Origin of the sequence: Pseudomonas sp. KB_12 (assembly GCF_052114545.1) — a bacterium.
Taxonomy (GTDB): domain Bacteria; phylum Pseudomonadota; class Gammaproteobacteria; order Pseudomonadales; family Pseudomonadaceae; genus Aquipseudomonas; species Aquipseudomonas brassicacearum.
Window position 1 is genome coordinate 86620 of record NZ_JBFREY010000019.1, and the last position, 22675, is coordinate 109294.

The following is a 22675-nucleotide window of genomic DNA, read 5'->3' on the forward strand; positions in this document are numbered from 1 at the left end:
GGGCGAATCCTTGTAGGTTGAGTTCAAAATTTAACCGGGAGTATAACGCTGTGGGTTGGTGGTGGTGCGTTGGGACCGCAAATCCACTGTGGGAGCGAGCTTGCTCGCGATAACGGTGTGACAGTCCATGAAGGTGTCGAGTGTGCGACCGCCATCGCGAGCAAGCTCGCTCCCACAGTGGTTTCTAATCCTGGACCAGCATCAGTCCCAGCTTGGCCGCCAGCGCCTGGGCTTGCAGATGCCCGGTCGGGGCCAACAGGTGCAGCTCGGCATCGTTTAGCGCGGCCATTCGTCGGGCTTCGCTCACCAGCCGTTCAGCCACGCCACGGCGACGGGTAACGTTTCGTACGCACAGGTGGGACAAGCGCCAGGCGTTCTGGTGCCGTTGCAGGCGTGCTGCACCGAGCAGTCGGTCATTGAAGCGTGCCGCGATCAGCGAGCCTTCCTCGAGGCATTGCTCGATCAGTTGCGTGGCATCGCTAAACGGTTCGAATAGCCAGGCCGGGGCATCCCGGTAGATTTTCTGCAGGTCCTGCTGGTCTTGGCAGGTGGCTTCGTTCAGGTGCTCGACGACGATGGGCATACAGATTCCTGAAAAATAAACGGTTCACGCCCTATAGAAAGTCAGCAATGGCGCGATAAGACAGATGAAACGAAAAAGGTGATATCACTTTGACTTTTCTGTAGCGATCAAATGGTAACCTTTGCCCGTTCGCCCGTCTTTCTGCGGCGTAATGTCGCACTAATATGGAGCTTTACCAGAAAATACAGTCATGCCTGCGTGCAATGAAGGCTGACGGTGATGCGTGACTGGCGAACCATTCTAATAACTGGGGGATACACAAATGAGCACGAGCATCACGGCCGGCGGCGTCGCCGACCAGCCTGCGTTCCTCTCCAAGGAGCGCATCATCGCCAAGCCCGGTTTCAACCGGTGGCTGGTTCCGCCGGCCGCACTGGCTATTCACCTCTGCATCGGCATGGCCTACGGCTTCTCGGTGTTCTGGCTGCCACTGTCCAAAGCCTTGGGTATCACCAAGCCTGTGGCCTGTGCACCGGATATGAGCTTCATCTCGCAAGTCTTTTCGTCCCAATGCGACTGGCCGATCTCGATGCTCGGTTGGATCTACACCCTGTTCTTCATCTTCCTGGGTTGCTCGGCAGCCATCTGGGGCGGCTGGCTGGAACACGCCGGGCCACGCAAGGCCGGTGTTGTATCGGCGTTGTGCTGGTGCGGTGGCCTGGTGATTTCCGCGCTGGGTATCTATACCCACCAGATCTGGCTGATGTGGCTCGGTTCTGGCGTGATCGGCGGTATCGGCCTGGGGCTGGGCTATATCTCCCCGGTGTCGACCCTGATCAAGTGGTTCCCGGACAAGCGCGGCATGGCCACCGGCATGGCGATCATGGGGTTCGGCGGTGGTGCGATGGTCGGTGCTCCGCTGGCTGCGGCGCTGATGAGCCATTTCGCTTCGCCAACCGGCGTGGGCGTATGGCAGAGCTTCCTGGTCATGGCCGCGATCTACTTCGTGTTCATGATCGGTGGCGCTCTGTCGTATCGCGTTCCGCCAACCGGCTGGAAGCCTGAAGGCTGGACCCCGGCACCGAAGAAAGCCGCGAACGCGATGATCACCCATCGCCACGTTCACGTGAACGTGGCCTGGAAAACCCCGCAGTTCCGTCTGGTATGGCTGGTGCTGTGCCTGAACGTATCCGCCGGTATCGGCATCCTGGGCATGGCTTCGCCACTGTTGCAGGAAGTGTTCGGCGGCAAGTTGCTCGGCAATGACCTGCCTTTCGGTCAACTGGATGCCGCGCAACTGGGCCAGATCGCAGCCATCGCGGCTGGTTTCACCGGTCTGCTGAGCCTGTTCAACATCGGCGGCCGGTTCTTCTGGGCATCCTTCTCGGATTACCTGGGTCGCAAAAACACCTATTTCGTGTTCTTCGCCCTGGGCTTTGCCCTGTACGCACTGATCCCGAACCTGGGTCACCTGGGCAGTGTCGCGCTGTTCGTGGCGGCGTTCTGCATCATCCTGTCGATGTACGGCGGCGGTTTCGCCACCGTGCCGGCCTACCTGGCGGACCTGTTCGGTACGCAAATGGTCGGCGCGATCCACGGTCGCCTGTTGACCGCATGGGCGGCGGCAGGCGTGCTGGGTCCGGTACTGGTGAACTACCTGCGTGAATATCAGCTGAGCATCGGCGTTGAACGTGCCGCGGCCTATGACATCACCTTGTATATCCTCGCCGGCCTGCTGGTGCTGGGCTTCCTGTGCAATCTGCTGGTCCGCCCGGTCGCCGACAAGTACTTCATGACCGACGCCGAACTGGCCGCCGAACAGGCGCTGGGCCATGACAAGGGCGCCGACAGCACCACTTCGCTGGAGTGGAAAGCCGCGCCGGGCACCAAGCCCCTGGCGATCGCCGCCTGGCTGGTGGTGGGCATTCCGTTGGCGTGGGGTGTGTGGGTGACCCTGCAGAAGACGGCGGTGTTGTTTCATTAAGACCGTTGCCCTGACCATCCGGTAGGGCAACCTTTGTGGGAGCGAGCTTGCTCGCGATGAGGGTGTGTCAGTCGACATCATGGTCGGCTGGCCCACCGCTATCGCGAGCGAGCTCGCTCCCACAGTCGTTTTGGGTGATGGCAAAGACTTGTATGGACATGTCTATCACCGACAGCCCGGGATTCAGCCCGTCAGTGATGTCACCTCTTGTGTTTCTGTTTGCCGCTCGCGCCCCTATAATGGCTGCCTTTTTCGCCCAATGATTTTGCGGAGCTGGTGATGGCCGAACGTAAGGCGTCTGTCGAGCGCGACACTCTGGAAACCCAGATCAAAGCCTCGATCAACCTGGATGGCACCGGAAAGGCCCGGTTTGATATCGGCGTGCCTTTTCTTGAGCACATGCTGGACCAGATCGCCCGTCACGGGCTGATCGACCTGGACATCGTCAGCAAGGGCGACCTGCATATCGACGACCACCACACGGTGGAAGACGTCGGTATCACCTTGGGCCAGGCCTTTACCAAAGCCATCGGCGACAAGAAGGGCATCCGTCGCTACGGCCATGCCTACGTGCCGCTCGATGAGGCGCTGTCGCGTGTGGTCATCGACTTCTCCGGCCGTCCGGGCCTGCAGATGCATGTGCCGTATACCCGTGCCACCGTCGGCGGCTTCGACGTTGACCTGTTCCAGGAATTCTTCCAGGGCTTCGTCAACCACGCCAACGTGACCTTGCACATCGACAACCTGCGCGGGCACAACACCCACCACCAGATCGAAACCGTGTTCAAGGCTTTCGGCCGTGCCCTGCGCATGGCTGTCGAGCTCGATGACCGCATGGCCGGCCAGATGCCTTCCACCAAGGGCGTCCTGTAATGCAGACGGTCGCGGTAATCGACTACGGCATGGGCAACCTGCACTCGGTGGCCAAGGCCCTCGAGCACGTGGGCGCTGGCAAGGTGCTGATCACCAGCGATGCCGACGTGATTCGCGAAGCTGACCGGGTGGTGTTCCCCGGCGTCGGTGCGATTCGCGATTGCATGGCCGAGATCCGTCGCCTGGGCTTCGACAAGCTGGTGCACGAAGTCAGCCAGGACCGTCCGTTCCTTGGCATCTGCGTGGGCATGCAAGCCTTGCTCGAGCGCAGCGAAGAGAACGACGGCGTCGATTGCATCTCCATGTTTCCAGGCCAGGTGAAGTTTTTCGGCAAGGGCCTGCATGAAGACGGCGAGCACCTGAAAGTCCCGCACATGGGCTGGAACGAAGTGAAGCAGACGGTGGATCACCCGCTGTGGCACAACATCCCGGACCTGGCGCGCTTCTACTTCGTGCACAGCTACTACATCGCCGCCGGCAATGCGCGGCAGGTGGTGGGTGGCGGTCACTATGGCGTCGATTTCGCCGCCGCCCTGGCCGATGGTTCGCGCTTCGCCGTGCAGTTCCACCCGGAGAAGAGCCATACCCATGGCCTGCAGCTGTTGCAGAACTTCGCCGCGTGGGACGGGCGCTGGTAATGGCCCGCAAGAAGCCGCCGATCCTCACCCTCACGCCCGAGCAGGAGAGTGAAGCGAACCGCAAGATCCAGCGGTTCATGGAGGAGCGTTTCGAGCTGGACCTGGGTTCGTTCGAAGCGGCGGAAATTCTTGACCTGTTTACCCGCGAAATTGCTCCGCACTATTACAACAGGGCGATTTTCGATGTGCAGACGCACCTTAAAGAAAGGTTCGAAAGCATTGAAAGCGACTTGTGGGCGCTCGAGAAAAACTGATTTTCGAGCCAAGCTGAATATTCGTATTTGAAGGTTTGCCAGATGCTGATTATCCCCGCTATCGATCTCAAGGACGGCGCTTGCGTACGTCTGCGTCAGGGCCGCATGGAAGACTCCACGGTGTTTTCCGATGACCCGGTGAGCATGGCCGCCAAGTGGGTGGAGGGCGGCTGCCGTCGCCTGCATCTGGTCGATCTGAACGGCGCCTTCGAAGGGCAACCGGTCAATGGCGAAGTGGTCACGGCCATTGCCAAGCGCTACCCGAACCTGCCGATCCAGATCGGCGGCGGCATTCGCTCGCTGGAAACCATCGAACATTACGTCAAGGCCGGCGTGAGCTACGTGATCATCGGCACCAAGGCCGTGAAAGAGCCCGAGTTCGTTGCTGAAGCGTGCCGCGCCTTCCCGGGCAAGGTCATCGTTGGCCTGGACGCAAAAGACGGTTTCGTCGCCACCGACGGTTGGGCTGAAGTCAGTACCGTACAGGTGATCGACCTGGCCAAGCGTTTCGAAGCCGACGGCGTGTCTGCCATCGTCTACACCGATATCGCCAAAGACGGCATGATGCAGGGCTGCAATGTCCCGTTCACCGCCGCCCTGGCTGCCGCGACGAAGATCCCGGTCATTGCTTCCGGTGGCATCCACAACCTGGGTGACATCAAGGCACTGCTCGACGCCAAGGCGCCGGGCATCATCGGTGCGATCACCGGTCGCGCGATCTACGAAGGCACCCTGGATGTCGCCGAGGCCCAGGCCTTCTGCGATACCTATAAAGGCTGAGGACTCACCATGGCGCTGGCCAAACGCATCATCCCTTGCCTGGACGTGGACAACGGCCGGGTGGTCAAGGGTGTCAAGTTCGAGAACATCCGTGATGCCGGCGACCCGGTGGAAATCGCCCGTCGCTACGACGAACAGGGTGCGGACGAGATTACTTTCCTCGACATCACGGCCAGCGTCGATGGCCGCGATACCACGCTCCATACCGTCGAGCGCATGGCCAGCCAGGTGTTCATCCCGCTGACCGTGGGCGGTGGCGTGCGCACCGTGCAGGACATCCGCAACCTGCTCAATGCCGGTGCCGACAAGGTGTCGATCAACACCGCGGCGGTGTTCAACCCGGAGTTCGTCGGCGAAGCGGCCCAGCACTTCGGTTCGCAGTGCATCGTCGTGGCCATCGATGCGAAGAAGGTCTCCGGCCCGGGCGAAACCCCGCGCTGGGAAATCTTCACCCACGGTGGGCGCAAGCCTACGGGCCTGGACGCCGTCGAGTGGGCGAAGAAGATGGAAGGCCTGGGCGCCGGTGAAATCCTGCTGACCAGCATGGACCAGGACGGCATGAAGAATGGCTTCGACCTCGGTGTCACTCGCGCCATCAGCGATGCCCTGGGCATTCCGGTGATCGCTTCCGGCGGCGTCGGCAACCTGCAGCACCTGGCCGACGGCATCCTGGAAGGCCATGCCAGCGCGGTGCTGGCGGCGAGCATCTTCCACTTTGGCGAATACACCGTGCCGGAAGCCAAGGCCTACATGGCGCATCGCGGTATCTGCATTCGCTGATCGCTGGACACCATGGCGGGCCCAAGGCACTCTTGGGCACACCATGGATTGCGGTAGCCCGACATGCTCAAACGCCTCGTTCTTGCCTTTGCCGGTGCCACGCTGTTGCTCGCAGGCACCGTCCGCGCCGCTGATACATCGCTGGTGTTGCTGACGGAAAACTTCCCACCGTACAACATGGCCAAGAACGGCAAGAACTTCGCCCAGGACGAGAACATCCATGGCATTGCCGTGGACATCGTCCGCGAAGTCTTCAAGCGTGCCGATATCTCCTACAGCCTGACGCTGCGTTTCCCCTGGGAACGGATCTACAAACTCGCCTTGGAAAACCCTGGCTACGGTGTGTTTGTCATGGCGCGGTTGCCGGAGCGTGAAAAGCTTTTCAAATGGGTTGGCCCCATCGGTCCGGATGATTGGATCATGCTCGCCAAGGCCGACAGCAAGATCGCCCTAGGCTCGCTGGAGCAGGCGCGCCAATACAAGGTCGGAGCCTACAAGGGCGACGCGATTGCCGAGACATTGGCCAAGCAGGGGCTGAACCCGATTGTCGTGTTGCGCGATCAGGACAACGCCCGGAAATTGGTCAACGGTCAGATCGACCTGTGGGCCACTGGCGACCCTGCCGGGCGTTACCTGGCGCGTCAGGAAGGGGTGAACGATCTCAAGACCGTGCTGCGCTTCAACAGTGCCGAGCTGTACCTGGCCTTGAACAAAGACGTGCCTGACGACGTGGTTGCCCGGCTTCAAAAGGCCCTGGATGAACTGCGCAAGGAAGGCACGGTGGATGCGATTATGGCGCGGTATCTCTGAGCGCTGTGCAGGCTGTGCCGCCGCCATCGTCGGATCGCCGCCCGGAGCAAGCTCGCTCCCACAAGGGATCTGCTGTGAATACAAATCTTGTGCCCGATGCAGAACCACTGTGGGAGCGAGCTTGCTCGCGATGAAGGCGACGAGCCGCTACCGATAAACCCCATCCTTCCCATGCCCGCCCATCGCCCGATTGCTGCGCAGGCTGATCATCGACTTGATGTCGATCCAGTCGATGCCCTGGGCCTTGAGCTTGGGTAGCTCGCGTTCGAGCACTGCCAGGGTCTGTGGGTAGGGGTGGCCGATCATCACGGCCGAGCCTTGCCGGCGGGCCAGGTCAATGGCGGTCTGGAGCTGGTGGGCGATGGCCGCTTCGGTGCGCTCGTCGTCCAGGAACACGTCCCGCGACACGCTGGCGAGGCCGATCTTCTGCGCCTCGGCGGCGGCGACGGTCTGGGCGCTGGTGCGGCTGTCGACGAAGAACTTGTGTCGCTGCTGCAAGTTCGCCATCAGCCACGCCATGGCCTGGGGCTGGGCAGTCATGCGGCTGCCCATGTGGTTGTTGATCCCGCTGGTATAAGGCACGGCAGCGAACGCGGCGTCGAGGCGCTTGCCCAGTTCTTCGATGGGCAGCTCCGGATGCCAGGCGAACGGCCCGGTGGCCGGGTCCATGGGCATGTGCAGCATGACCAGTTTGCCGGCGCGATGGGCTTCGCGGGCGAATTCGGCGGCGTGGGGCGTGTCTGGCATGATCGCGGTGGTGACCGGGCCGGGGAGGGCCAGTACCCGGCGATCCCGGGGCAGGTTTTGCCCCAGGTCGTCGATGATCAGGCTCAGGTAGGCCTTGTGCGGCGAAGAGGGCGTGGCGGGCGCCGCGTTAACGGCTCCCGCCAGCAGGCACAGCAGGACGAAGGTGAAACGCAGGCCCATCTCAGCGGCCGGACGTGATGTTCAACCCTTTGAGCAGGCTCAGGGCCTGGGCCAACTGGTAGTCGTCATCCTGCGGCATTGGCTTGGTCTTGCCGCCTGAACCGGTCGGTTTGTCGGCGCCGCCGTTGCCATTGCCCAGGTGACCTTGCAGGTCGGCTTCCTTGAAGTATTCGCTGTCCTGCTCGTTGGTGATCTTGGCCTTGCGCACCTCGATGTCCGGGACGATGCCCTGGGCCTGGATCGAGCGACCATTGGGCGTGAAGTACAGCGCGGTGGTGATTTTCAGGGCACGGTCGTTGTTCAGTGGCAAGACGGTCTGCACCGAGCCCTTGCCGAAACTGGTGGTGCCCATGACCACGCCGCGCTTCTGGTCTTGCAGGGCGCCGGCGACGATTTCCGATGCCGAGGCGCTGCCGCCGTTGATCAGCACCACCAATGGCACGGCTTCGCTCAGGTCGTTGCCGGTGGCCGAGAAGCGCAGCTCGGAATTGGCGATGCGGCCCTTGGTGTAGACGATCAGGCCCTTGGTGATGAAGTGATCCACCACTTCCACCGCCGATTGCAGCACGCCGCCGGGGTTGTTGCGCAGGTCCAGGACCAGGCCGTTGAGCTTCTTGCCGTTGTCCTTGCGCATCTTGGCCAGGGCCTTGGCGACTTCTTCGCCGGTCTTGACCTGGAATTGGGTGATGCGGATGTAACCGTAGCCTGACTCCAGCAGTTGGCTCTTCACACTCTTGACCTGGATGACCGCTCGCGTGAGGGTCACGTCGAACGGCGTGCCACCGTCGCGCACCAGGGTCAGGGTGATCTTCTGGCCGATCTTGCCGCGCATCTTGTCCACGGCTTCGGTCATGCTCTGGCCGCGCGTCGGCTGGCCATTGATCTTGACGATGAAGTCGCCGGCCTGGATGCCGGCCTTGGAAGCAGGGGTGTCGTCGATCGGCGAAACCACTTTGACGAAACCGTCTTCACTGCCGACCTCGATGCCCAGGCCGCCGAATTCGCCGCTGGTGCTTTCCTGCAGTTCGGCAAAGTCGTCCGGCCCCAGGTAGGCCGAGTGCGGGTCAAGGTTGCTGAGCATGCCTTTGATGGCGTTCTCCAGCAGTACTTTGTCGTCCACCGGTTCGACATAGGCGGCCTTGATCCGGTCCATGACCTCGGCAAAGGTGCGCAGTTCGTCCAGCGGCAGCGGGGCCTTGGTGGTCGCGGCTGTGGCGGCGGGTGCCGACGGGGCCGGTTCGGCGGCGAAAGCCAGGGGCGCACCGATCACCAGGGCGATCGTCAGGGCCAGCGAGGTAAGGCGGGACAAATGCAGCATGTCGAACGAACTCCTTAATAGGATGGGCGCGCTTATCCTTGCGCACGGCACCATTGGGCCGGGTCACTGGGGCGACCCTGCTGACGAATAGCGAAATACAGCGCTGGCGTATCCTGCCCGCCACTGTTGCCGACCGTGGAGATGGACTCACCGGCCTTGACCACATCCCCCGCGGACTTGAGCAGGGTCTGGTTGTGGCCGTACAGGCTCAAATAACCGTTGCCGTGATCCAGGATCACCAGCAGGCCGGCGCCGCGCAACCAGTCGGCGAAGACCACGCGCCCGCCATGCACGGCATGCACCTGGCTGCCAGCGGACGCGCTGATCATCACGCCGTCCCACTTGGTGCGGGTGTCGTCGCCGCGGGTTTCACCGAAGCGCGCAAGCAGTCGACCATTGACCGGCCATGGAAGTTTGCCCCGCGCCGAAGCAAAAGCACCGCCGAAGGTTTCGCCATCACTGGAAACCAGTGCACCGGGGCTTGATTTCACCGGCTTGCGCGGCGCGTCGCCGGCGTCCGCGTCGGCCTGGGCTTCACGCAAACGCTTTTTTTCGGCTTCCTGCTGGGCGATCAGCGCTTTCTGGCGCGCTTCTTCTGCCTCTCGGGCCTGGCGGGCGAGGGTTTCTTCGATGGTTTTCAACACATTGGCCAGTTCGGCCTGGTCCTGCTCGCGGGCCTTGAGCTTGCTGTCGCGAGCCTTCACATCGTCATTGAGCTTGGCCAGGGCCACCTGGCGCTCCTTGCGAACCTTATCGAGTTCTTCGCGCTGGGTGTCGAGGCTGCTTTTCTGCACCAGCAACTGGGCTTGCTGCAGTTCGATATCTTTTTCGACGTTGGCCAGTTGGCGCAGGGTTTCGTTGAAGCTCTTGAGCTGTTCCAGGCGTGCCTGGCTCAGGTAGTCGTAATAAGTCAGGGTGCGGGCGAATTTCTCGGGGTTCTGCTGGTTTAGCAGCAGCTTGAGGTATTCCTGGCGACCGTTCTGGTAGGCGGCCCGAGCCTGGATGGCGATCAGCTTTTGCTGTTCAGTGCGCGCGCTCTGGAGTTTTTTTTTCTCTCCATCGAGTCGTTGCAGCTCGGATTCGCTTTTCTTCAGCTCTTTTTGCAGCGCGTCGACCTGTTTCTCCAGATTGCCCATCTCGGTCTCGGTGCCGCGCAGGTCTTTCTGCACGCTGGATTTCTCTTCCTGCAACTTGCCCAGCAGCTTTTTCAGCTCGGCAATGTCCTGGCGCGTGGCTTCCAACTGTTGTTGGGTTTGCGCGCGCTCGTCGGCAAAGGCCGGTTGGAGCAGGCAGGTCAGAGCGAGGGCTATCAGGACGCGAAGCATAGAGGCGGGCGACACCAGGGAAAGGGACGGCCTAGTATGCCCGCCCCACGCTGCAAAAAAAACGCCCATTTGGGGCTGTGTGATAACTGGCCCAAAAAACACCCAAAACCAATGTGGGAGCGAGCTTGCTCGCGATGGCGGTGTATCAGTCAACATCAAGGGTGGCTGATCCGGCGCTATCGCGAGCAAGCTCGCTCCCACAGGGTTTGCGGTGATTGATGGATCAATCAGACCAGGATCGACGTCCCGGTCATCTCCGCCGGTTTCTCCATGCCCAGCAGCATCAGCATGGTCGGTGCCACGTCAGCCAGCACGCCACCGTCGCGGACCTTGAAATCACGCTTGCCGACATAGATGAACGGCACCGGCTCGGTGGTGTGGGCGGTGTGGGCCTGGCCGGTGGATTCGTCGGACATCTGCTCGACGTTGCCGTGGTCGGCCGTGATCAGTGCTTCGCCGTCGACCTTTTCCAGGGCTTCGACGATGCGGCCAACGCAGGTGTCCAGGCATTCCACGGCCTTGACCGCTGCGTCGAACACGCCGCTGTGGCCCACCATGTCGCCGTTGGCGTAGTTGACCACGATCACGTCGTAACGCTGGTTTTCAATAGCCTCGACGATGCGGTCGGTCACTTCCGGCGCGCTCATTTCCGGTTGCAGGTCGTAGGTGGCGACTTTTGGCGAGGGGATCAGGATGCGTTCTTCGCCCGGGAAGGGTTCTTCACGGCCGCCGGAGAAAAAGAACGTCACGTGGGCGTACTTTTCGGTCTCGGCGATGCGCAGTTGGGTCTTGCCGTTCTTCGCCAGGTAGTCGCCCAGCACGTTTTCCAGGCTGCCGGCGGCGAAGGCCGATGGCGCAGGAATGCTGGCGGCGTATTGGGTCAGCATCACGAAACCGGCCAGTTTTGGCTGGCGAGCGCGTTCGAACTCCTTGAAGTCGTCTTCGACAAACACGCGGGTCAGTTCGCGAGCGCGGTCGGCGCGAAAGTTCATGAACACCACGGCGTCGCCGTCTTCAACCTTGACCGGCTCGCCAATGGTGGTGGCCTTGACGAATTCGTCGCTTTCGCCGCGCTCGTAGGCGGCCTCCAGGCCTTCCTGGGCGGTGGCGGCGTTGAATTCGCCGTTGCCGTCGACGATCAGGTTGTAGGCCTGGGACACGCGGTCCCAACGGTTGTCACGGTCCATCGCGTAATAGCGGCCAATGAGGCTGGCGATGCGTCCCTTGCCGAGTGCCTGGAACGCTGCGTCCAGCAGTTCGATCGACGACGTGGCGCTTTTCGGCGGGGTGTCGCGGCCATCGAGGAACGCGTGCAGGTAGATCTGCTCGGCACCGCGCTTGAAGGCCAGTTCGGCCATGGCAATCAGGTGGTCCTGATGGCTGTGCACGCCACCGTCGGACAGCAGGCCCATGAAGTGCACGGCCTTGCCGGCGACCACGGCTTTATCCACGGCGGCGCAGATGGTCGGGTTTTCGAAGAACTCGCCGTCGCGGATCGATTTGGTCACGCGGGTGAAGTCCTGATACACCACGCGGCCTGCGCCGAGGTTCATGTGGCCGACTTCGGAGTTGCCCATCTGCCCGTCGGGCAGGCCGACGTCCATGCCGCTGCCGGAGATCAGGCCGTTGGGCACGGTGGCCCACAAACGGTCCAGCACAGGCTTGTTGGCCGAATACACGGCGTTGGATTCGTGGCTGTCACTGTGACCGAAGCCGTCGAGAATCATCAGGACCAAAGGTTTAGGCGTGGTAGTCATGGAATCCACTCGTGGCAGGTTAAAAGAAGACGATGGAAAAGGGACGGGCAGTTTAAAGGTAAGTTCCGACGGCGTCACCGCCGGGCGGGGTTTGGCCGGCCTTGTGTGCTGTGTATACTGGCCGACATTTTAACGCCCTGGAACCTCCTTCGATGGTTGCTCACCTGATTGAATTTGCCACTACCCACTACATTCTCGTCGGTATCTTCGTCGTACTGCTGGCGTTGCTGGTAGCCCATACGATGCAGGGTGGCGGTCGCAGCCTCAGTACTGCCGAGCTGACGGCGCTGGTCAACAAGGATGCCGGCGTGGTGGTGGACATCCGCCCGAGCAAGGATTACGCCGCTGGCCACATTGTCGGGGCGGTGAATATTCCCCAGGACAAACTGATCGCCCGTATCGGCGAGCTGGAAAAACACAAGGCCAAGACACTGATCCTGGTAGATGCCCAAGGCCAGCACGCCGGCACCCACGCCCGCGAGCTGATGAAATCCGGTTTCACCGCCGCCAAGCTGTCCGGTGGTGTTGCGAGCTGGAAAGCCGACAATCTGCCCCTGGTGAAGTGAAATGTCCCACGTCGTTGTCTATTCCAGCGATTACTGCCCCTATTGTTCCCGAGCCAAGTTCCTGCTCCAGAACAAAGGTGTGGCCTTCGAAGAGATCAAGGTCGACGGCAAGCCGCAACTGCGCGCCCAAATGGCCCAGAAGGCCGGGCGCACGTCCGTGCCGCAGATCTGGATCGGCAGCACCCACGTAGGCGGTTGCGATGATCTGTTCGCCCTGGAGCGCGCCGGCAAGCTCGACGCACTGCTCAACGCCTGAATTTCCCACTGAAAGAACCTGAAAGTAAGAAGGATCTGCGATGACTGACCAACAGAACACAGCTGCCAGCGAAGAAGAAGCCGCACCGCAATTCTCCTTGCAGCGCATTTATGTACGTGACCTGTCCTTCGAAGCCCCGAAAAGCCCGGCGATCTTTCGCCAGCAGTGGGAGCCGAGCGTAGGCCTGGACCTGAACACTCGCCAGAAAGCCCTGGAAGACGACTTCCACGAAGTGGTGCTGACCCTGTCGGTTACCGTGAAAAATGGTGACGAAGTGGCGTTCATCGCCGAAGTGCAACAGGCCGGGATCTTCCTGATCAAGAACCTGGATGCCGCTTCGATGAGCCACACCCTCGGTGCATTCTGCCCGAACATCCTGTTCCCTTACGCCCGCGAAACCCTGGACAGCCTGGTGACCCGCGGTTCGTTCCCGGCCCTGATGCTGGCTCCGGTGAACTTCGATGCCCTGTATGCGCAAGAACTGCAGCGCATGCAGCAAGAAGGCGGCGCGACCGTTCAGTAAGCGGCGCTGCCAGTCCGGCACAAAACCTGTGGGAGCGAGCCCTGTGGGAGCCGAGCTTGCTCGCGATGAACGATGACGCGGTTTTGCAGTTGAACCGTGTCGMCCTCATCGATCACCGGCGACGAAGCTGGCGTCATGGAATGGCCGCGAACCCTTGGTGGTAAAAGCGAACAGGCGCGGATGCCCGAGGCTTTCCAGACAGCTGGAAAGGTCGGCGTGACGCTGCAAGGTGGCATACTCGTGGTAGTCGAGACCGGCACGGCGCAGGCGCTTGTCGTCCATGTCGAAGCCCAGCGGTTCGATCAAATGCAGGTGGCAGCCGCTGTTGGCGCACAGCCTGATGACATTGCCGGTATTCGGCGGAATTTCCGGTTGAAAAAGGATGACGTGAAACATGCACGGCTCCGCAGATGAAGATGAGCAGCATTCTACGCTGCAAACCGACCGACGTTCGAAGCTAATGCCTCGGGTGATGGGCTCGTTGGCGATCTTCGGCATGATGGTCGGATTGATGATCGGACGCCTGACCACGCCCGAGCCGAGCGTGCTGCAGCAGGTCGAGGTGATTGACGGTGGGGTGGTGGCCTGGTTCAACACCGAACCCAAGCTGCACGGGGAAGTCGTCGACGGCTCGGTGGCGCTGTTGTTCGAAGCAGAAGGGCGATCGCAGAACGGCCAGTTAAAGCTCAACGGCAAGGACGTGAACTGGCGGGTGCGGTTGAGTGACAAGGGGTTGCTGCTGACGCTGGTGGCGGCGCGTCCGTTGCGCGGGGCGTGGACCGCCAGCGAGGTCGATGACCGCTGGCGGCTGGAGGTCCGTCTCCAGGAGCAATAAAAGAGGGAATCCCCGGCCTGCCTGTACCAAGGTCCCCAAAACGGGAGGGCTTACCGCGAAGGTCCAGCCCTGGTGTAAAGAAGGGAAACCTTGACCTGCCTGTATCAAGGCCCCCAAAACAGTGGGCTCGATGAGCCCGGTATAAAATGGGGAATCCCCGGCCTGCCTGTACCAAGGTCCCCGAAACTGGGTAGTGATCTAGCTATTGCAGGGGGCGTGCCAGTTTTAAATGGCTTGTCACAAAAAAACTGCTGGTGATGCGAAAAGCCCCGTATTCCGGGGCTTTTGTTTTTATTTGTGCGGTTTTTTTCGAACTGGGTCGATGGGGTTTGGCTCGTTGTGCATGCGCAATTGCGGTTCGCAGTGCATTGAAGCGGTGCACACAGTCCTTTAAAAAGCATCGCGAGCAAGCTCGCTCCCACAGGGGATCTGCGGTGAACACAAATTTTGTGCCTGATGCAGAACCATTGTGGGAGCGAGCTTGCTCGCGATTGGCCTTCAAATTCAGCGAAGGGGTTAAAGGCCGATCAGCCCTCATCTCCGTCATCATCATCCCCACCGTCGACCTTCATCCCCAATTCCTTGATCTTGCGGGTCAAGGTATTGCGGCCCCAACCCAGCAGCACGGCGGCGTCGCGGCGGCGGCCAGCGGTGTGCTTGAGGGCGGTCTCGATCATGATCCGCTCGAAACTCGGCACCGCGCTGTCCAGCAGGCTCGACTGGCCACGGGACAGGGCCTGGTCGGCCCACTGGCGCAGGGCTTGTTCCCAGTTGGTCACCGGGGCTGAATCCTGCGGCAGGCTCAACAGTTCCGGCGGCAGGTCGCTGATGTGCACTTCGCGACCCGAAGCCATCACCGTGATCCAGCGGCAGGTGTTCTCCAGCTGACGCACGTTGCCCGGCCACGGCAGGTTCTTGAGGTATTCCTCGGTTTCGCTCTTGAGCAGCTTAGGCTCGACCGCCAACTCCTGGGCCGCGCGGCTGAGGAAGTGCCGGGCCAGGGTCGGGATGTCTTCGCGACGATCCGCCAGGCGCGGGATATGAATGCGGATCACGTTCAGGCGGTGGAACAAGTCCTCACGGAATTTGCCGGCGTGAACCAGGGTTTCCAGGTTCTGGTGGGTCGCGGCGATGATGCGCACGTCCACCTTGACTGGCGTATGCCCGCCCACCCGATAGAACTCGCCATCGGCCAGTACGCGCAGCAAGCGGGTCTGGGTGTCCGCCGGCATGTCGCCGATTTCATCGAGGAACAACGTGCCGCCGTCGGCTTGCTCGAAACGCCCGCGCCGCAGGTTGGCCGCGCCGGTGAACGCACCTTTTTCGTGGCCGAACAGCTCGGACTCCATCAAGTCCTTGGGAATCGCGGCCATGTTCAGCGCGATGAACGGCGATGCCGCCCGTGGACTGTGACGGTGCAGGGCGTGGGCCACCAGTTCTTTACCGGTGCCCGACTCGCCGTTGATCAGCACGGTGATGTTGGAGTGGCTCAGGCGCCCGATGGCGCGAAACACTTCCTGCATCGCCGGCGCTTCACCGATGATTTCCGGGGTGCGAGCCAGGGCCGGTACCTCTTCCATGCCCTGTTGTTCCTGGGCATGTTGATTGGCGCGCTTGACCAGCGACACGGCTTCATCGACGTCGAATGGCTTGGGCAGGTATTCGAAAGCGCCACCCTGGTAGGACGCCACGGCGCTGTCCAGGTCGGAATGGGCGGTCATGATGATCACCGGCAGCCGCGGATGCTGTTCGCGAATCCGCGCCAGCAGGTCCAGGCCGCTGGCGCCAGGCATGCGGATGTCGGAGATGATGACGTCCGGTTGCTGACGCGCCAGGCGACTCATCACCCCATCGGCGCTGTCGAAGCTCTGGGTGGTCATGCCTTCCTGTTGCAAGGCTTTTTCCAGGACCCAACGGATAGAACGGTCGTCATCGACGATCCACACGGTTTCACTACGGCTCATGTCGATGTGGCTCCTTGTTCCAGTGGCAGGAAGATCGAGAAGGTGGTGTGGCCGGGGTGGCTTTCACACTCGATCAAGCCCTGATGCTGACTGATGATGTTCTGGGTAATGGCCAGGCCCAGCCCGGTACCGTCCGGACGGCCGCTGACCATGGGAAAAAAGATGGTTTCCTGCAGCTCGGCAGGGATGCCCGGGCCGTTGTCGATGATTTCGATCTTGGTCACCAGGCGATGACGCACATGGCCGATAGTGAACTGGCGCATGGCGCGGGTACGCAGGCTGATGCGGCCCAGGCGCAGCTCGTTCTGGCTGCTGATGGCTTGCATCGCGTTGCGCACGATGTTCAACACGGCCTGGATCATCTGCTCGCGATCGATCAAGACATCGGGAATGCTCGGGTCATAGTCGCGCACCAACGTGATGCAACCCTGGCTTTCGGCTTCCACCAGGCTGCTGACCCGCTCCAGCACCTCATGGACGTTGCACATCGCCAGCGATGGCAGCTTGTTCGAGCCGAGCATGCGGTCCACCAGGTTCCGCAGGCGGTCGGCTTCCTCGATGATGACGTTGGTGTAGTCCTTGAGGCTTTCTTCCGGCAGTTCGCGGGCGAGCAATTGCGCCGCGCCACGAATCCCGCCGAGGGGGTTCTTGATCTCGTGGGCCAGGCCGCGCACCAGCATCTTGCTGGTTTCCTGCTTGGACAATTGCGCTTCTTCCTTGGTGATACGCAGCAAGCGATCACGCGGGTGGACTTCCAGCAACAGCAGGGTGGCGCCGTTGTTCAGGATCGGCGTAACCGCGTAGTCCACGGTCAGGGTCTGGCCGGTCAGCGCGGTGAGCATCGCTTCGCGCTTGGTGAACGGATGGGCCTGTTCCACCGCCTGGCGCAAGGAGTTGAGCGCTTCGGCGGATTCGGTGAACAACTCGCTGATGAACTGCCCGTGGCTGCGCTGGCCACTGACAGCCAGGAGCATCTCTGCCGCCGGGTTCATGTACTCGAGGCGCAGTTCGGCGTCGAGCAGGATGGTCGCGGTGGTGAGGTTGTCGAGCAGCAAGCGGTGTAGTGCGTCGCTAATGGTCATCAGGACCTCTTTTGGAGCGTAGCAACTCGGGACCGGTCCCAAATTGCGCGCGCGATTAATGCGCTGTTACAAGGAAAATGCAAAAACCAAACCAAGGCTCCGAAAAGAAGCGTTTAGAGCCTCAAAAAGGTGTTTTTCGCCCGGTTGCGTGGCATTCAGCCAGCTTTTACGGGTACTTTCGAACCAAAATGGGTTTGGGATCTGAGTAGTGGGCAATGGAGCGCACCAATATAGTGCGCAGCCCTGAGTGATGTTAGAAGAACGGCAGGATGCTGCTTTTTTCTTCTTCAGGCTTTTCGGCGAGGGGGCACTCGGGGCGTTGACCGTAATCGGCCGTGACGCAGGGTTTGATGCGGCGCTTTTGCGCCAGGGACATGCGTTGCATATGGAAGGGCTGGTTGGCGGTGCGTTCGACGATGCGGTCCTGCTCATCGAGGATTTCTACCGCCAGTTGATGGGTGCCTCGATCGATGTTGCTCAAGGCAAACACCGGGCTCGGCCCCGGCGCGCCTGTTGGCTGGCCGTCGAGCAGCAGGCGATAGCGGTGGCCTTTTTTCAGGCCGGGTTCGCTGGTGACGCTGACGATCAGTTCGCCTGCGGTGCTGCGTATCGTCGCCTCCGGCTCGGGTATCAACAGTCGGAGCATTTCGTAATGAAATAGGGGCTCGGGCCGGGCTTCGGCCGTGGGCGTCGAGGTTGTGCCCGGGGGCGGCGTCGGCATCCGGTTGCCGGGTGGCAGCTGGACTTTCTTCGCATTGCCGGGGCGCGGCTGATCGGTGAAGACGCGATTACCCTGGGCATCGATGTAGGTGTAGACCTGCGCCATCCCTGGCAGCGCCGCCAGCGCCAGGCTAAGCGCGAGCAGCCAGCGGATCATGGCTGGTGCACTCGTTGCACGGTGAACGTGACGGTTTCGCTTTGTTGCACGAGGGTGTCCCCGTCGATGACTTGAACCGCCAGGCTGTGCTCGCCCCGATCGATGTTCACCAATTGCAGGCGCGGTACGTTGGACGGCTGGCCGTAGGGTTGGCCGTCCAGCAACAGCCGGAACAGATGCGGGCTCTGCAAGCGCGGTTGCGCCCGCACGCCAACGGTGAAGGTGCCGTTGTTGGCGCGCAGGGCCTCGTCGGTGGGGATGTCCGTCAGTTCCAATATTTCGTAGGCATTGCGCGGCTCGTCGCTGTTGGCGGGGGCTGGCGGTGTTTTCGGGCTGGCCGGGGATTGGCGTTCGATGCTGTTGAGCGGCGGCAGCTCCACCGTCTGGGCCGGCACGCCTTGGGGCGGCTGGTTGCTGTAGGCGGTGTTGCCGTCGGCGTCGGTGTATTTGTAGATCTGCGCGGCGGCAGGCAGTGCCAACAGCAACAACAGGAGGATTGAAAAACCACGACCCATGGAAAATCGACCGAAAACGAAAAGTGATGGGTTGCAGCATAGGTCAGGGAGGGTGATTGACCCAAGTTGTTGCACATAACCCCTGTGGGAGCGAGCTTGCTCGCGATAGCGGTATGTCAGTCACTGAGATGTTGGCTGTGCCGGCCTCATCGCGAGCAGGCTCGCTCCCACAGGGGAAGGGGTGTTGTCTCAGGATTTTGTGGGGATACACAGCTCTCCGGTCGCTCGGATCAGGGCGAGGCGGTGCACCGGGTGCTGCTTGTTGTGGTGGGTGGCTCGGGCCAGCCATTGCGGGCACTGCGGGTCGGTGCGGTAGGGGGCGAAGTCGGCCAGTTGTTGCAGCAGGCGTTTTTGCAGGCGGTCGAGTTGCGGGCGGATCTGTCCCACCAGGTCCGGGCGCGGGAGGTCCGGGGCCTTGCCTTCCAGGGCCCAGTCGGACAGGTTGATGTACTGCACCATTTTGTTGGCTTCTATCTGGGCGGCGAAAAACGCTTCCACGGTTTCGCCACTCAGCTTGTAGACCGGTGCCTGGGCAACGGCGGCGGCAATGACTTCACGCTCGCGCTGACGGTCTTCTACCGGTTTATGGCTGTCCCATTTGCTCAACGCCACTTGATCGCCAAGGGCCAGGCGTTCGCCAATGGCGTTAAGCAGCGGGGTCAGGGCCTCGGGCGCTTGAGTCGAGGCGGCTTCGGCGGTGGAGGCCAGCAGCGCGGCAGACAGGGCAAGGCAGAGCTTGAAACGCAAAGTCATGGGCAGTCTCGTCTTCTAAGGGGGAACGACGAGGCATCATGCACGTAACCTGCGCCCATAAAAAAGGCCTCCCGAAGGAGGCCTTTCTTTATTGCACGCCGTGCGTGGCGGCGCTTACTGGATTAGCAGCTGTAGTACAGCTCATATTCCAGTGGGTGTACGAAGGTGCGAACCTTGATTTCTTCTTCGCTTTTCAGTGCGATGTAAGCGTCGATGAAGTCATCGCTGAATACGCCGCCCTTGGTCAGGAAGGCACGGCCCTTGTCCAGCTCCTCCAGGGCTTCTTTCAAGCTGCCACACACCTGTGGAATTTCCTTGGCCTCTTCAGGCGGCAGGTCATACAGGTTTTTGTCAGCGGCGTCGCCAGGGTGGATCTTGTTCTGGATACCGTCCAGGCCGGCCATCATCAGTGCAGCGAAGGCCAGGTACGGGTTGGCAGCCGGATCCGGGAAGCGCGCTTCGATACGGCGGGCTTTAGGGCTGTTCACGTAAGGAATACGGATCGAGGCGGAACGGTTGCGAGCCGAGTAGGCCAGCATGACCGGGGCTTCGAAGCCAGGTACCAGACGCTTGTAGGAGTTGGTCGACGGGTTGGTGAAGCCGTTCAGGGCCTTACCGTGCTTGATGATGCCGCCGATGAAGTACAGGGCGGTGTCCGACAGGCCGGCATAGCCTTCGCCTGCGAAGGTGTTCTTGCCGTCTTTGGAGATCGACATGTGAACGTGCATGCCCGAACCGTTGTCGCCGTACAGTGGCTTCGGCATGAAGGTCGCGGTGCGGCCGTAGGCGTCGGCAACGTTGTGGACGCAGTACTTCAGGGTCTGGACTTCGTCAGCCTTCTTGACCAGCGTGTTGAACTTCACGCCGATTTCGTTCTGGCCGGCAGTTGCCACTTCGTGGTGGTGAACTTCGACGGTCTGGCCCATTTCTTCCAGTGCGTTGCACATGGAGGTACGGATTTCGTGGTCGTGGTCGAACGGTGGAACCGGGAAGTAGCCGCCTTTGACGCCTGGACGGTGGCCTTTGTTGCCGCCTTCCACGTCCTGGTCGGACATCCACGAACCTTGTTCGGAGAAGATCTTGAACATGGAGCCGGAGATATCGGACTTGAATTTGACTTCGTCGAAAATGAAGAACTCAGGCTCAGGGCCGAAGAAAGCGGTGTCGCCGATACCGGTGGACTTCAGGTATTCCTCGGCGCGGTGGGCGATGGCGCGTGGGTCGCGGTCATAGCCTTGCATGGTCGAAGGTTCGATGATGTCGCAGACCAGGATCAGGGTCGGCTCTTCGGTGAACGGGTCCAGGACGGCAGTTTCGTCGTCCGGCATCAGGATCATGTCGGAGGCTTCGATGCCTTTCCAGCCGGAGATGGAGGAACCGTCGAACATTTTGCCGATTTCAAAGAATTCGTCGTCCAGCGCATCACGGGCCGGCATGGTCACGTGATGTTGAGTACCTTTGGTGTCAGTGAAGCGCAGATCAATCCACTTGACGTCATGATCTTTGATGAGTTGAACCGACTTCGACATATGTCCTCCGGGTGGCTTCGGGCGGGTAGTGGAGTGCCCTTAGATATGGGTGATGCCGGCGCGAATACTCTGCCATGGCAACCTGCCTCACAAGGGAGCAAATTGCATGCCAGTGCCCCACCATGGGTTTTTTGCACCAAATCCACGCTTTTAATGGCGTAAATCAAAGATTGTCAGACAATAACGCACTGCAATGTGGCGCCGTCAATCAATAATGACCTGTTTTGGTGCGTGTAAAACCATCTGCACATAAACTGGTTAAACCTTGAGCAATTTCCGCTATAATCCGCGCCCCCCTTTTTCGGCTGGCCGTTCGCGCGCTGTTTTCATGAAACTAATCGTAAAAGTCTTCCCCGAGATCACCATCAAGAGCCGCCCGGTACGGATGCGTTTCATCCGCCAGTTGGCCAAGAACATCCGTGCCGTGCTCCGAGACCTGGACCCGGCCGTGGTGGTGAATGGCGTGTGGGACAACCTCGAGCTGGAAACCCGTGTCAGCGAACCCAAGGTCCTGAAGGAAATGACCGAGCGCCTGAGCTGCATGCCGGGCATCGCGCATTTCCTGCAAGTCGATGAATACCCGCTGGGGGATTTCGACGACATCCTCGCCAAGTGCATGCTCCATTATGGTGATGCCCTGGCCGGCAAGATTTTTTCGGTGCGCTGCAAGCGTGCCGGCAAGCACCCGTTCAGTTCGATGGATGTGGAGAAATACGTCGGCAGCCAGTTGCGCCGACAGTGCGGCGCGGCCGGTATTTCGCTGAAAGACCCGCAGATCGAAGTGCGCATCGAAATTCGCGACCAACGGCTGTTCGTGATCCACAGCCAGCACAACAGCATTGGCGGCTATCCGCTGGGTTCGCTGGAGCAGACCCTGGTGCTGATGTCCGGCGGTTTTGACTCCACGGTGGCCGCCTACCAGATCATGCGTCGCGGGTTGATGAGCCATTTCTGCTTCTTCAACCTCGGCGGGCGTGCCCATGAACTGGGCGTGATGGAAGTGGCGCACTTCATCTGGAAGAAGTACGGCAGCTCCCAACGCGTGTTATTTGTGAGTGTGCCGTTCGAAGAAGTCTTGGGCGAGATTCTCGGCAAAGTCGATAACAGTCATATGGGCGTCATTTTGAAGCGTATGATGTTGCGCGCCGCTTCACGAATTGCCGACCGCCTGCAAATCGATGCGCTGGTGACCGGCGAGGCGATCTCCCAGGTGTCGAGCCAGACGCTGCCGAACCTGTCGGTGATCGACTGCGTGACCGAGAAGCTGGTCTTGCGGCCGCTGATTGCCAGCCACAAGCAGGACATCATCGACCAGGCCAATGAAATCGGCACCGCCGAGTTTGCCCGGCACATGCCGGAGTACTGCGGCGTCATCTCGGTCAATCCGAAGACGGCGGCCAAGCGCGGGCGGGTGGAACACGAAGAGAAAGAATTCGACATGGCGGTGCTCGAGCGTGCGCTCGAAAACGCCAGGCTGGTGCCAATCGATCGAGTCATCGATGAGTTGGGCCAGGACATTCAGATTGAAGAAGTCGGCGAAGCGCTGGCCGGTCAGATCATCATCGACATCCGTCACCCGGACGACGCTGAAGACGACCCGCTGAGCATCGCCGGCATCGAGGTAAAAACGATGCCGTTCTATGCAGTGAACGCGCGTTTCAAGGAACTGGACCCTACTCGCCAGTACCTGCTGTATTGCGACAAAGGCGTGATGAGTCGCCTGCATGCCCACCATTTGCTCAGTGAGGGACATGCCAATGTGCGCGTTTATCGACCGAGCTAAGTGCCCGGGGCTGTTTGCCTGTG

The 22675-nt window shown here is 60.9% G+C and carries 23 protein-coding genes and 1 pseudogene; 12 read left to right on the forward strand and 12 right to left on the reverse strand.

Annotated elements, in window-relative coordinates:
- Nucleotides 1-184: 184 nt before the first annotated feature.
- Nucleotides 185-583: an aspartate 1-decarboxylase autocleavage activator PanM gene (gene panM / locus AB4Z20_RS17065; RefSeq protein ID WP_253471003.1), complete on the reverse strand. Its 399-nt coding sequence runs from the start codon at nucleotides 581-583 to the stop codon at nucleotides 185-187.
- Nucleotides 584-845: 262 nt separating this feature from the next.
- Here panM and AB4Z20_RS17070 point away from each other — a divergent pair, with 262 nt between their 5' ends.
- The 7 genes from AB4Z20_RS17070 to AB4Z20_RS17100 all read left to right on the forward strand — a co-directional run bounded on the left by AB4Z20_RS17070 (nucleotide 846) and on the right by AB4Z20_RS17100 (nucleotide 6642).
- The gene (locus AB4Z20_RS17070; RefSeq protein ID WP_214510943.1) at nucleotides 846-2507 is read left to right on the forward strand and encodes an OFA family MFS transporter; all 1662 of its coding nucleotides are present in this window, start codon (nucleotides 846-848) and stop codon (nucleotides 2505-2507) included.
- Nucleotides 2508-2786: 279 nt separating this feature from the next.
- On the forward strand, nucleotides 2787-3380 hold the full coding sequence (hisB, locus tag AB4Z20_RS17075) for an imidazoleglycerol-phosphate dehydratase HisB (RefSeq protein ID WP_003186751.1): 594 nt from the start codon (nucleotides 2787-2789) through the stop codon (nucleotides 3378-3380).
- Nucleotides 3380-4018 carry an imidazole glycerol phosphate synthase subunit HisH gene (gene hisH, locus AB4Z20_RS17080; RefSeq protein WP_253471006.1) on the forward strand — a complete coding sequence of 213 codons (639 nt, stop codon included), beginning with the start codon at nucleotides 3380-3382 and terminating at the stop codon, nucleotides 4016-4018. The genes hisB and hisH overlap by 1 nt, the downstream gene beginning before the upstream one ends.
- The gene (locus tag AB4Z20_RS17085) at nucleotides 4018-4272 is read left to right on the forward strand and encodes a DUF2164 domain-containing protein (RefSeq protein WP_003186749.1); all 255 of its coding nucleotides are present in this window, start codon (nucleotides 4018-4020) and stop codon (nucleotides 4270-4272) included. Before hisH ends, AB4Z20_RS17085 begins: the two co-directional genes overlap by 1 nt.
- A 42-nt stretch (nucleotides 4273-4314) precedes the next feature.
- Nucleotides 4315-5052 carry a 1-(5-phosphoribosyl)-5-[(5-phosphoribosylamino)methylideneamino]imidazole-4-carboxamide isomerase gene (gene hisA / locus AB4Z20_RS17090; protein ID WP_003196828.1) on the forward strand — a complete coding sequence of 246 codons (738 nt, stop codon included), beginning with the start codon at nucleotides 4315-4317 and terminating at the stop codon, nucleotides 5050-5052.
- Nucleotides 5053-5061: 9 nt separating this feature from the next.
- Nucleotides 5062-5832 (forward strand): imidazole glycerol phosphate synthase subunit HisF, encoded by a 771-nt coding sequence (hisF, locus tag AB4Z20_RS17095; protein ID WP_003196830.1) that lies wholly within the window; start codon nucleotides 5062-5064, stop codon nucleotides 5830-5832.
- Between the two features lie 63 nt (nucleotides 5833-5895).
- Nucleotides 5896-6642 carry a substrate-binding periplasmic protein gene (locus AB4Z20_RS17100; protein WP_253471009.1) on the forward strand — a complete coding sequence of 249 codons (747 nt, stop codon included), beginning with the start codon at nucleotides 5896-5898 and terminating at the stop codon, nucleotides 6640-6642.
- Between the two features lie 147 nt (nucleotides 6643-6789).
- Here AB4Z20_RS17100 and AB4Z20_RS17105 read toward each other — a convergent pair whose 3' ends face one another.
- The 4 genes from AB4Z20_RS17105 to gpmI all read right to left on the reverse strand — a co-directional run bounded on the left by AB4Z20_RS17105 (nucleotide 6790) and on the right by gpmI (nucleotide 11969).
- Nucleotides 6790-7569: a divergent polysaccharide deacetylase family protein gene (locus tag AB4Z20_RS17105; protein ID WP_253471011.1), complete on the reverse strand. Its 780-nt coding sequence runs from the start codon at nucleotides 7567-7569 to the stop codon at nucleotides 6790-6792.
- 1 nt (nucleotide 7570) lies between these two features.
- Nucleotides 7571-8887 (reverse strand): S41 family peptidase, encoded by a 1317-nt coding sequence (locus tag AB4Z20_RS17110; protein ID WP_442090295.1) that lies wholly within the window; start codon nucleotides 8885-8887, stop codon nucleotides 7571-7573.
- A gap of 32 nt (nucleotides 8888-8919) precedes the next feature.
- Nucleotides 8920-10212 carry a murein hydrolase activator EnvC family protein gene (locus AB4Z20_RS17115; RefSeq protein ID WP_214510939.1) on the reverse strand — a complete coding sequence of 431 codons (1293 nt, stop codon included), beginning with the start codon at nucleotides 10210-10212 and terminating at the stop codon, nucleotides 8920-8922.
- A 227-nt stretch (nucleotides 10213-10439) separates the two neighbouring features.
- Complete coding sequence (gpmI, locus tag AB4Z20_RS17120) at nucleotides 10440-11969, reverse strand: 2,3-bisphosphoglycerate-independent phosphoglycerate mutase (RefSeq protein ID WP_442090296.1); 1530 nt, start codon at nucleotides 11967-11969, stop codon at nucleotides 10440-10442.
- A 152-nt stretch (nucleotides 11970-12121) separates the two neighbouring features.
- Between gpmI and AB4Z20_RS17125 the strand changes: the two genes are divergently transcribed.
- The 3 genes from AB4Z20_RS17125 to secB are packed head-to-tail and all read left to right on the forward strand — an operon-like array spanning nucleotide 12122 to nucleotide 13314.
- The gene (locus tag AB4Z20_RS17125) at nucleotides 12122-12535 is read left to right on the forward strand and encodes a rhodanese-like domain-containing protein (RefSeq protein WP_212798599.1); all 414 of its coding nucleotides are present in this window, start codon (nucleotides 12122-12124) and stop codon (nucleotides 12533-12535) included.
- A gap of 1 nt (nucleotide 12536) precedes the next feature.
- Nucleotides 12537-12791 carry a glutaredoxin 3 gene (gene grxC, locus AB4Z20_RS17130; RefSeq protein WP_214510937.1) on the forward strand — a complete coding sequence of 85 codons (255 nt, stop codon included), beginning with the start codon at nucleotides 12537-12539 and terminating at the stop codon, nucleotides 12789-12791.
- 40 nt (nucleotides 12792-12831) lie between these two features.
- On the forward strand, nucleotides 12832-13314 hold the full coding sequence (secB, locus tag AB4Z20_RS17135; RefSeq protein WP_024618249.1) for a protein-export chaperone SecB: 483 nt from the start codon (nucleotides 12832-12834) through the stop codon (nucleotides 13312-13314).
- A gap of 111 nt (nucleotides 13315-13425) precedes the next feature.
- On the opposite strand, the pseudogene AB4Z20_RS17140 reads toward secB, so the two are convergent.
- Nucleotides 13426-13710 (reverse strand): annotated as a pseudogene (locus tag AB4Z20_RS17140) (tRNA (cytidine(34)-2'-O)-methyltransferase); the annotation flags it as partial.
- Between AB4Z20_RS17140 and AB4Z20_RS17145 the strand changes: the two are divergent.
- Nucleotides 13709-14149: a hypothetical protein gene (locus AB4Z20_RS17145; RefSeq protein WP_253471017.1), complete on the forward strand. Its 441-nt coding sequence runs from the start codon at nucleotides 13709-13711 to the stop codon at nucleotides 14147-14149. The pseudogene AB4Z20_RS17140 and the gene AB4Z20_RS17145 sit on opposite strands and share 2 nt — an antisense overlap.
- A gap of 527 nt (nucleotides 14150-14676) precedes the next feature.
- Here AB4Z20_RS17145 and ntrC read toward each other — a convergent pair.
- The 6 genes from ntrC to glnA form a co-directional block, all read right to left on the reverse strand.
- Nucleotides 14677-16113: a nitrogen regulation protein NR(I) gene (gene ntrC, locus AB4Z20_RS17150; protein ID WP_013692071.1), complete on the reverse strand. Its 1437-nt coding sequence runs from the start codon at nucleotides 16111-16113 to the stop codon at nucleotides 14677-14679.
- Nucleotides 16110-17195 (reverse strand): nitrogen regulation protein NR(II), encoded by a 1086-nt coding sequence (gene glnL / locus AB4Z20_RS17155; protein ID WP_053117539.1) that lies wholly within the window; start codon nucleotides 17193-17195, stop codon nucleotides 16110-16112. The genes ntrC and glnL overlap by 4 nt, the downstream gene beginning before the upstream one ends.
- A 253-nt stretch (nucleotides 17196-17448) precedes the next feature.
- Entirely contained in the window at nucleotides 17449-18072 is a 624-nt protein-coding gene (locus tag AB4Z20_RS17160; protein ID WP_253471021.1) for a DUF4124 domain-containing protein, read from the reverse strand.
- Nucleotides 18069-18587 (reverse strand): DUF4124 domain-containing protein, encoded by a 519-nt coding sequence (locus AB4Z20_RS17165; RefSeq protein WP_258690205.1) that lies wholly within the window; start codon nucleotides 18585-18587, stop codon nucleotides 18069-18071. Before AB4Z20_RS17165 ends, AB4Z20_RS17160 begins: the two co-directional genes overlap by 4 nt.
- Before the next feature lie 189 nt (nucleotides 18588-18776).
- Nucleotides 18777-19340 (reverse strand): chorismate mutase, encoded by a 564-nt coding sequence (locus tag AB4Z20_RS17170; protein WP_442090297.1) that lies wholly within the window; start codon nucleotides 19338-19340, stop codon nucleotides 18777-18779.
- A gap of 122 nt (nucleotides 19341-19462) precedes the next feature.
- Complete coding sequence (glnA, locus tag AB4Z20_RS17175) at nucleotides 19463-20869, reverse strand: glutamate--ammonia ligase (protein ID WP_003186728.1); 1407 nt, start codon at nucleotides 20867-20869, stop codon at nucleotides 19463-19465.
- A 328-nt stretch (nucleotides 20870-21197) separates the two neighbouring features.
- Here glnA and thiI point away from each other — a divergent pair, with 328 nt between their 5' ends.
- Complete coding sequence (gene thiI / locus AB4Z20_RS17180; RefSeq protein ID WP_003196863.1) at nucleotides 21198-22652, forward strand: tRNA uracil 4-sulfurtransferase ThiI; 1455 nt, start codon at nucleotides 21198-21200, stop codon at nucleotides 22650-22652.
- Nucleotides 22653-22675 lie beyond the last annotated feature (23 nt).

What these genes read in the sequence shown, in the direction of transcription:
- AB4Z20_RS17165 (WP_258690205.1), bottom strand. Translation starts at nt 18,587, where the DNA reads ATGGGTCGTGGTTTTTCAATCCTCCTGTTGTTGCTGTTGGCACTGCCT.
- ntrC (WP_013692071.1), bottom strand. Translation starts at nt 16,113, where the DNA reads ATGAGCCGTAGTGAAACCGTGTGGATCGTCGATGACGACCGTTCTATC.
- AB4Z20_RS17110 (WP_442090295.1), bottom strand. Translation starts at nt 8,887, where the DNA reads ATGCTGCATTTGTCCCGCCTTACCTCGCTGGCCCTGACGATCGCCCTG.
- glnA (WP_003186728.1), bottom strand. Translation starts at nt 20,869, where the DNA reads ATGTCGAAGTCGGTTCAACTCATCAAAGATCATGACGTCAAGTGGATT.
- hisH (WP_253471006.1), top strand. Translation starts at nt 3,380, where the DNA reads ATGCAGACGGTCGCGGTAATCGACTACGGCATGGGCAACCTGCACTCG.
- secB (WP_024618249.1), top strand. Translation starts at nt 12,832, where the DNA reads ATGACTGACCAACAGAACACAGCTGCCAGCGAAGAAGAAGCCGCACCG.
- gpmI (WP_442090296.1), bottom strand. Translation starts at nt 11,969, where the DNA reads ATGACTACCACGCCTAAACCTTTGGTCCTGATGATTCTCGACGGCTTC.
- hisB (WP_003186751.1), top strand. Translation starts at nt 2,787, where the DNA reads ATGGCCGAACGTAAGGCGTCTGTCGAGCGCGACACTCTGGAAACCCAG.
- thiI (WP_003196863.1), top strand. Translation starts at nt 21,198, where the DNA reads ATGAAACTAATCGTAAAAGTCTTCCCCGAGATCACCATCAAGAGCCGC.
- AB4Z20_RS17115 (WP_214510939.1), bottom strand. Translation starts at nt 10,212, where the DNA reads ATGCTTCGCGTCCTGATAGCCCTCGCTCTGACCTGCCTGCTCCAACCG.
- AB4Z20_RS17125 (WP_212798599.1), top strand. Translation starts at nt 12,122, where the DNA reads ATGGTTGCTCACCTGATTGAATTTGCCACTACCCACTACATTCTCGTC.
- AB4Z20_RS17085 (WP_003186749.1), top strand. Translation starts at nt 4,018, where the DNA reads ATGGCCCGCAAGAAGCCGCCGATCCTCACCCTCACGCCCGAGCAGGAG.
- AB4Z20_RS17070 (WP_214510943.1), top strand. Translation starts at nt 846, where the DNA reads ATGAGCACGAGCATCACGGCCGGCGGCGTCGCCGACCAGCCTGCGTTC.
- AB4Z20_RS17145 (WP_253471017.1), top strand. Translation starts at nt 13,709, where the DNA reads ATGCACGGCTCCGCAGATGAAGATGAGCAGCATTCTACGCTGCAAACC.
- AB4Z20_RS17170 (WP_442090297.1), bottom strand. Translation starts at nt 19,340, where the DNA reads ATGACTTTGCGTTTCAAGCTCTGCCTTGCCCTGTCTGCCGCGCTGCTG.
- AB4Z20_RS17160 (WP_253471021.1), bottom strand. Translation starts at nt 18,072, where the DNA reads ATGATCCGCTGGCTGCTCGCGCTTAGCCTGGCGCTGGCGGCGCTGCCA.
- hisA (WP_003196828.1), top strand. Translation starts at nt 4,315, where the DNA reads ATGCTGATTATCCCCGCTATCGATCTCAAGGACGGCGCTTGCGTACGT.
- hisF (WP_003196830.1), top strand. Translation starts at nt 5,062, where the DNA reads ATGGCGCTGGCCAAACGCATCATCCCTTGCCTGGACGTGGACAACGGC.
- grxC (WP_214510937.1), top strand. Translation starts at nt 12,537, where the DNA reads ATGTCCCACGTCGTTGTCTATTCCAGCGATTACTGCCCCTATTGTTCC.
- glnL (WP_053117539.1), bottom strand. Translation starts at nt 17,195, where the DNA reads ATGACCATTAGCGACGCACTACACCGCTTGCTGCTCGACAACCTCACC.
- panM (WP_253471003.1), bottom strand. Translation starts at nt 583, where the DNA reads ATGCCCATCGTCGTCGAGCACCTGAACGAAGCCACCTGCCAAGACCAG.
- AB4Z20_RS17100 (WP_253471009.1), top strand. Translation starts at nt 5,896, where the DNA reads ATGCTCAAACGCCTCGTTCTTGCCTTTGCCGGTGCCACGCTGTTGCTC.
- AB4Z20_RS17105 (WP_253471011.1), bottom strand. Translation starts at nt 7,569, where the DNA reads ATGGGCCTGCGTTTCACCTTCGTCCTGCTGTGCCTGCTGGCGGGAGCC.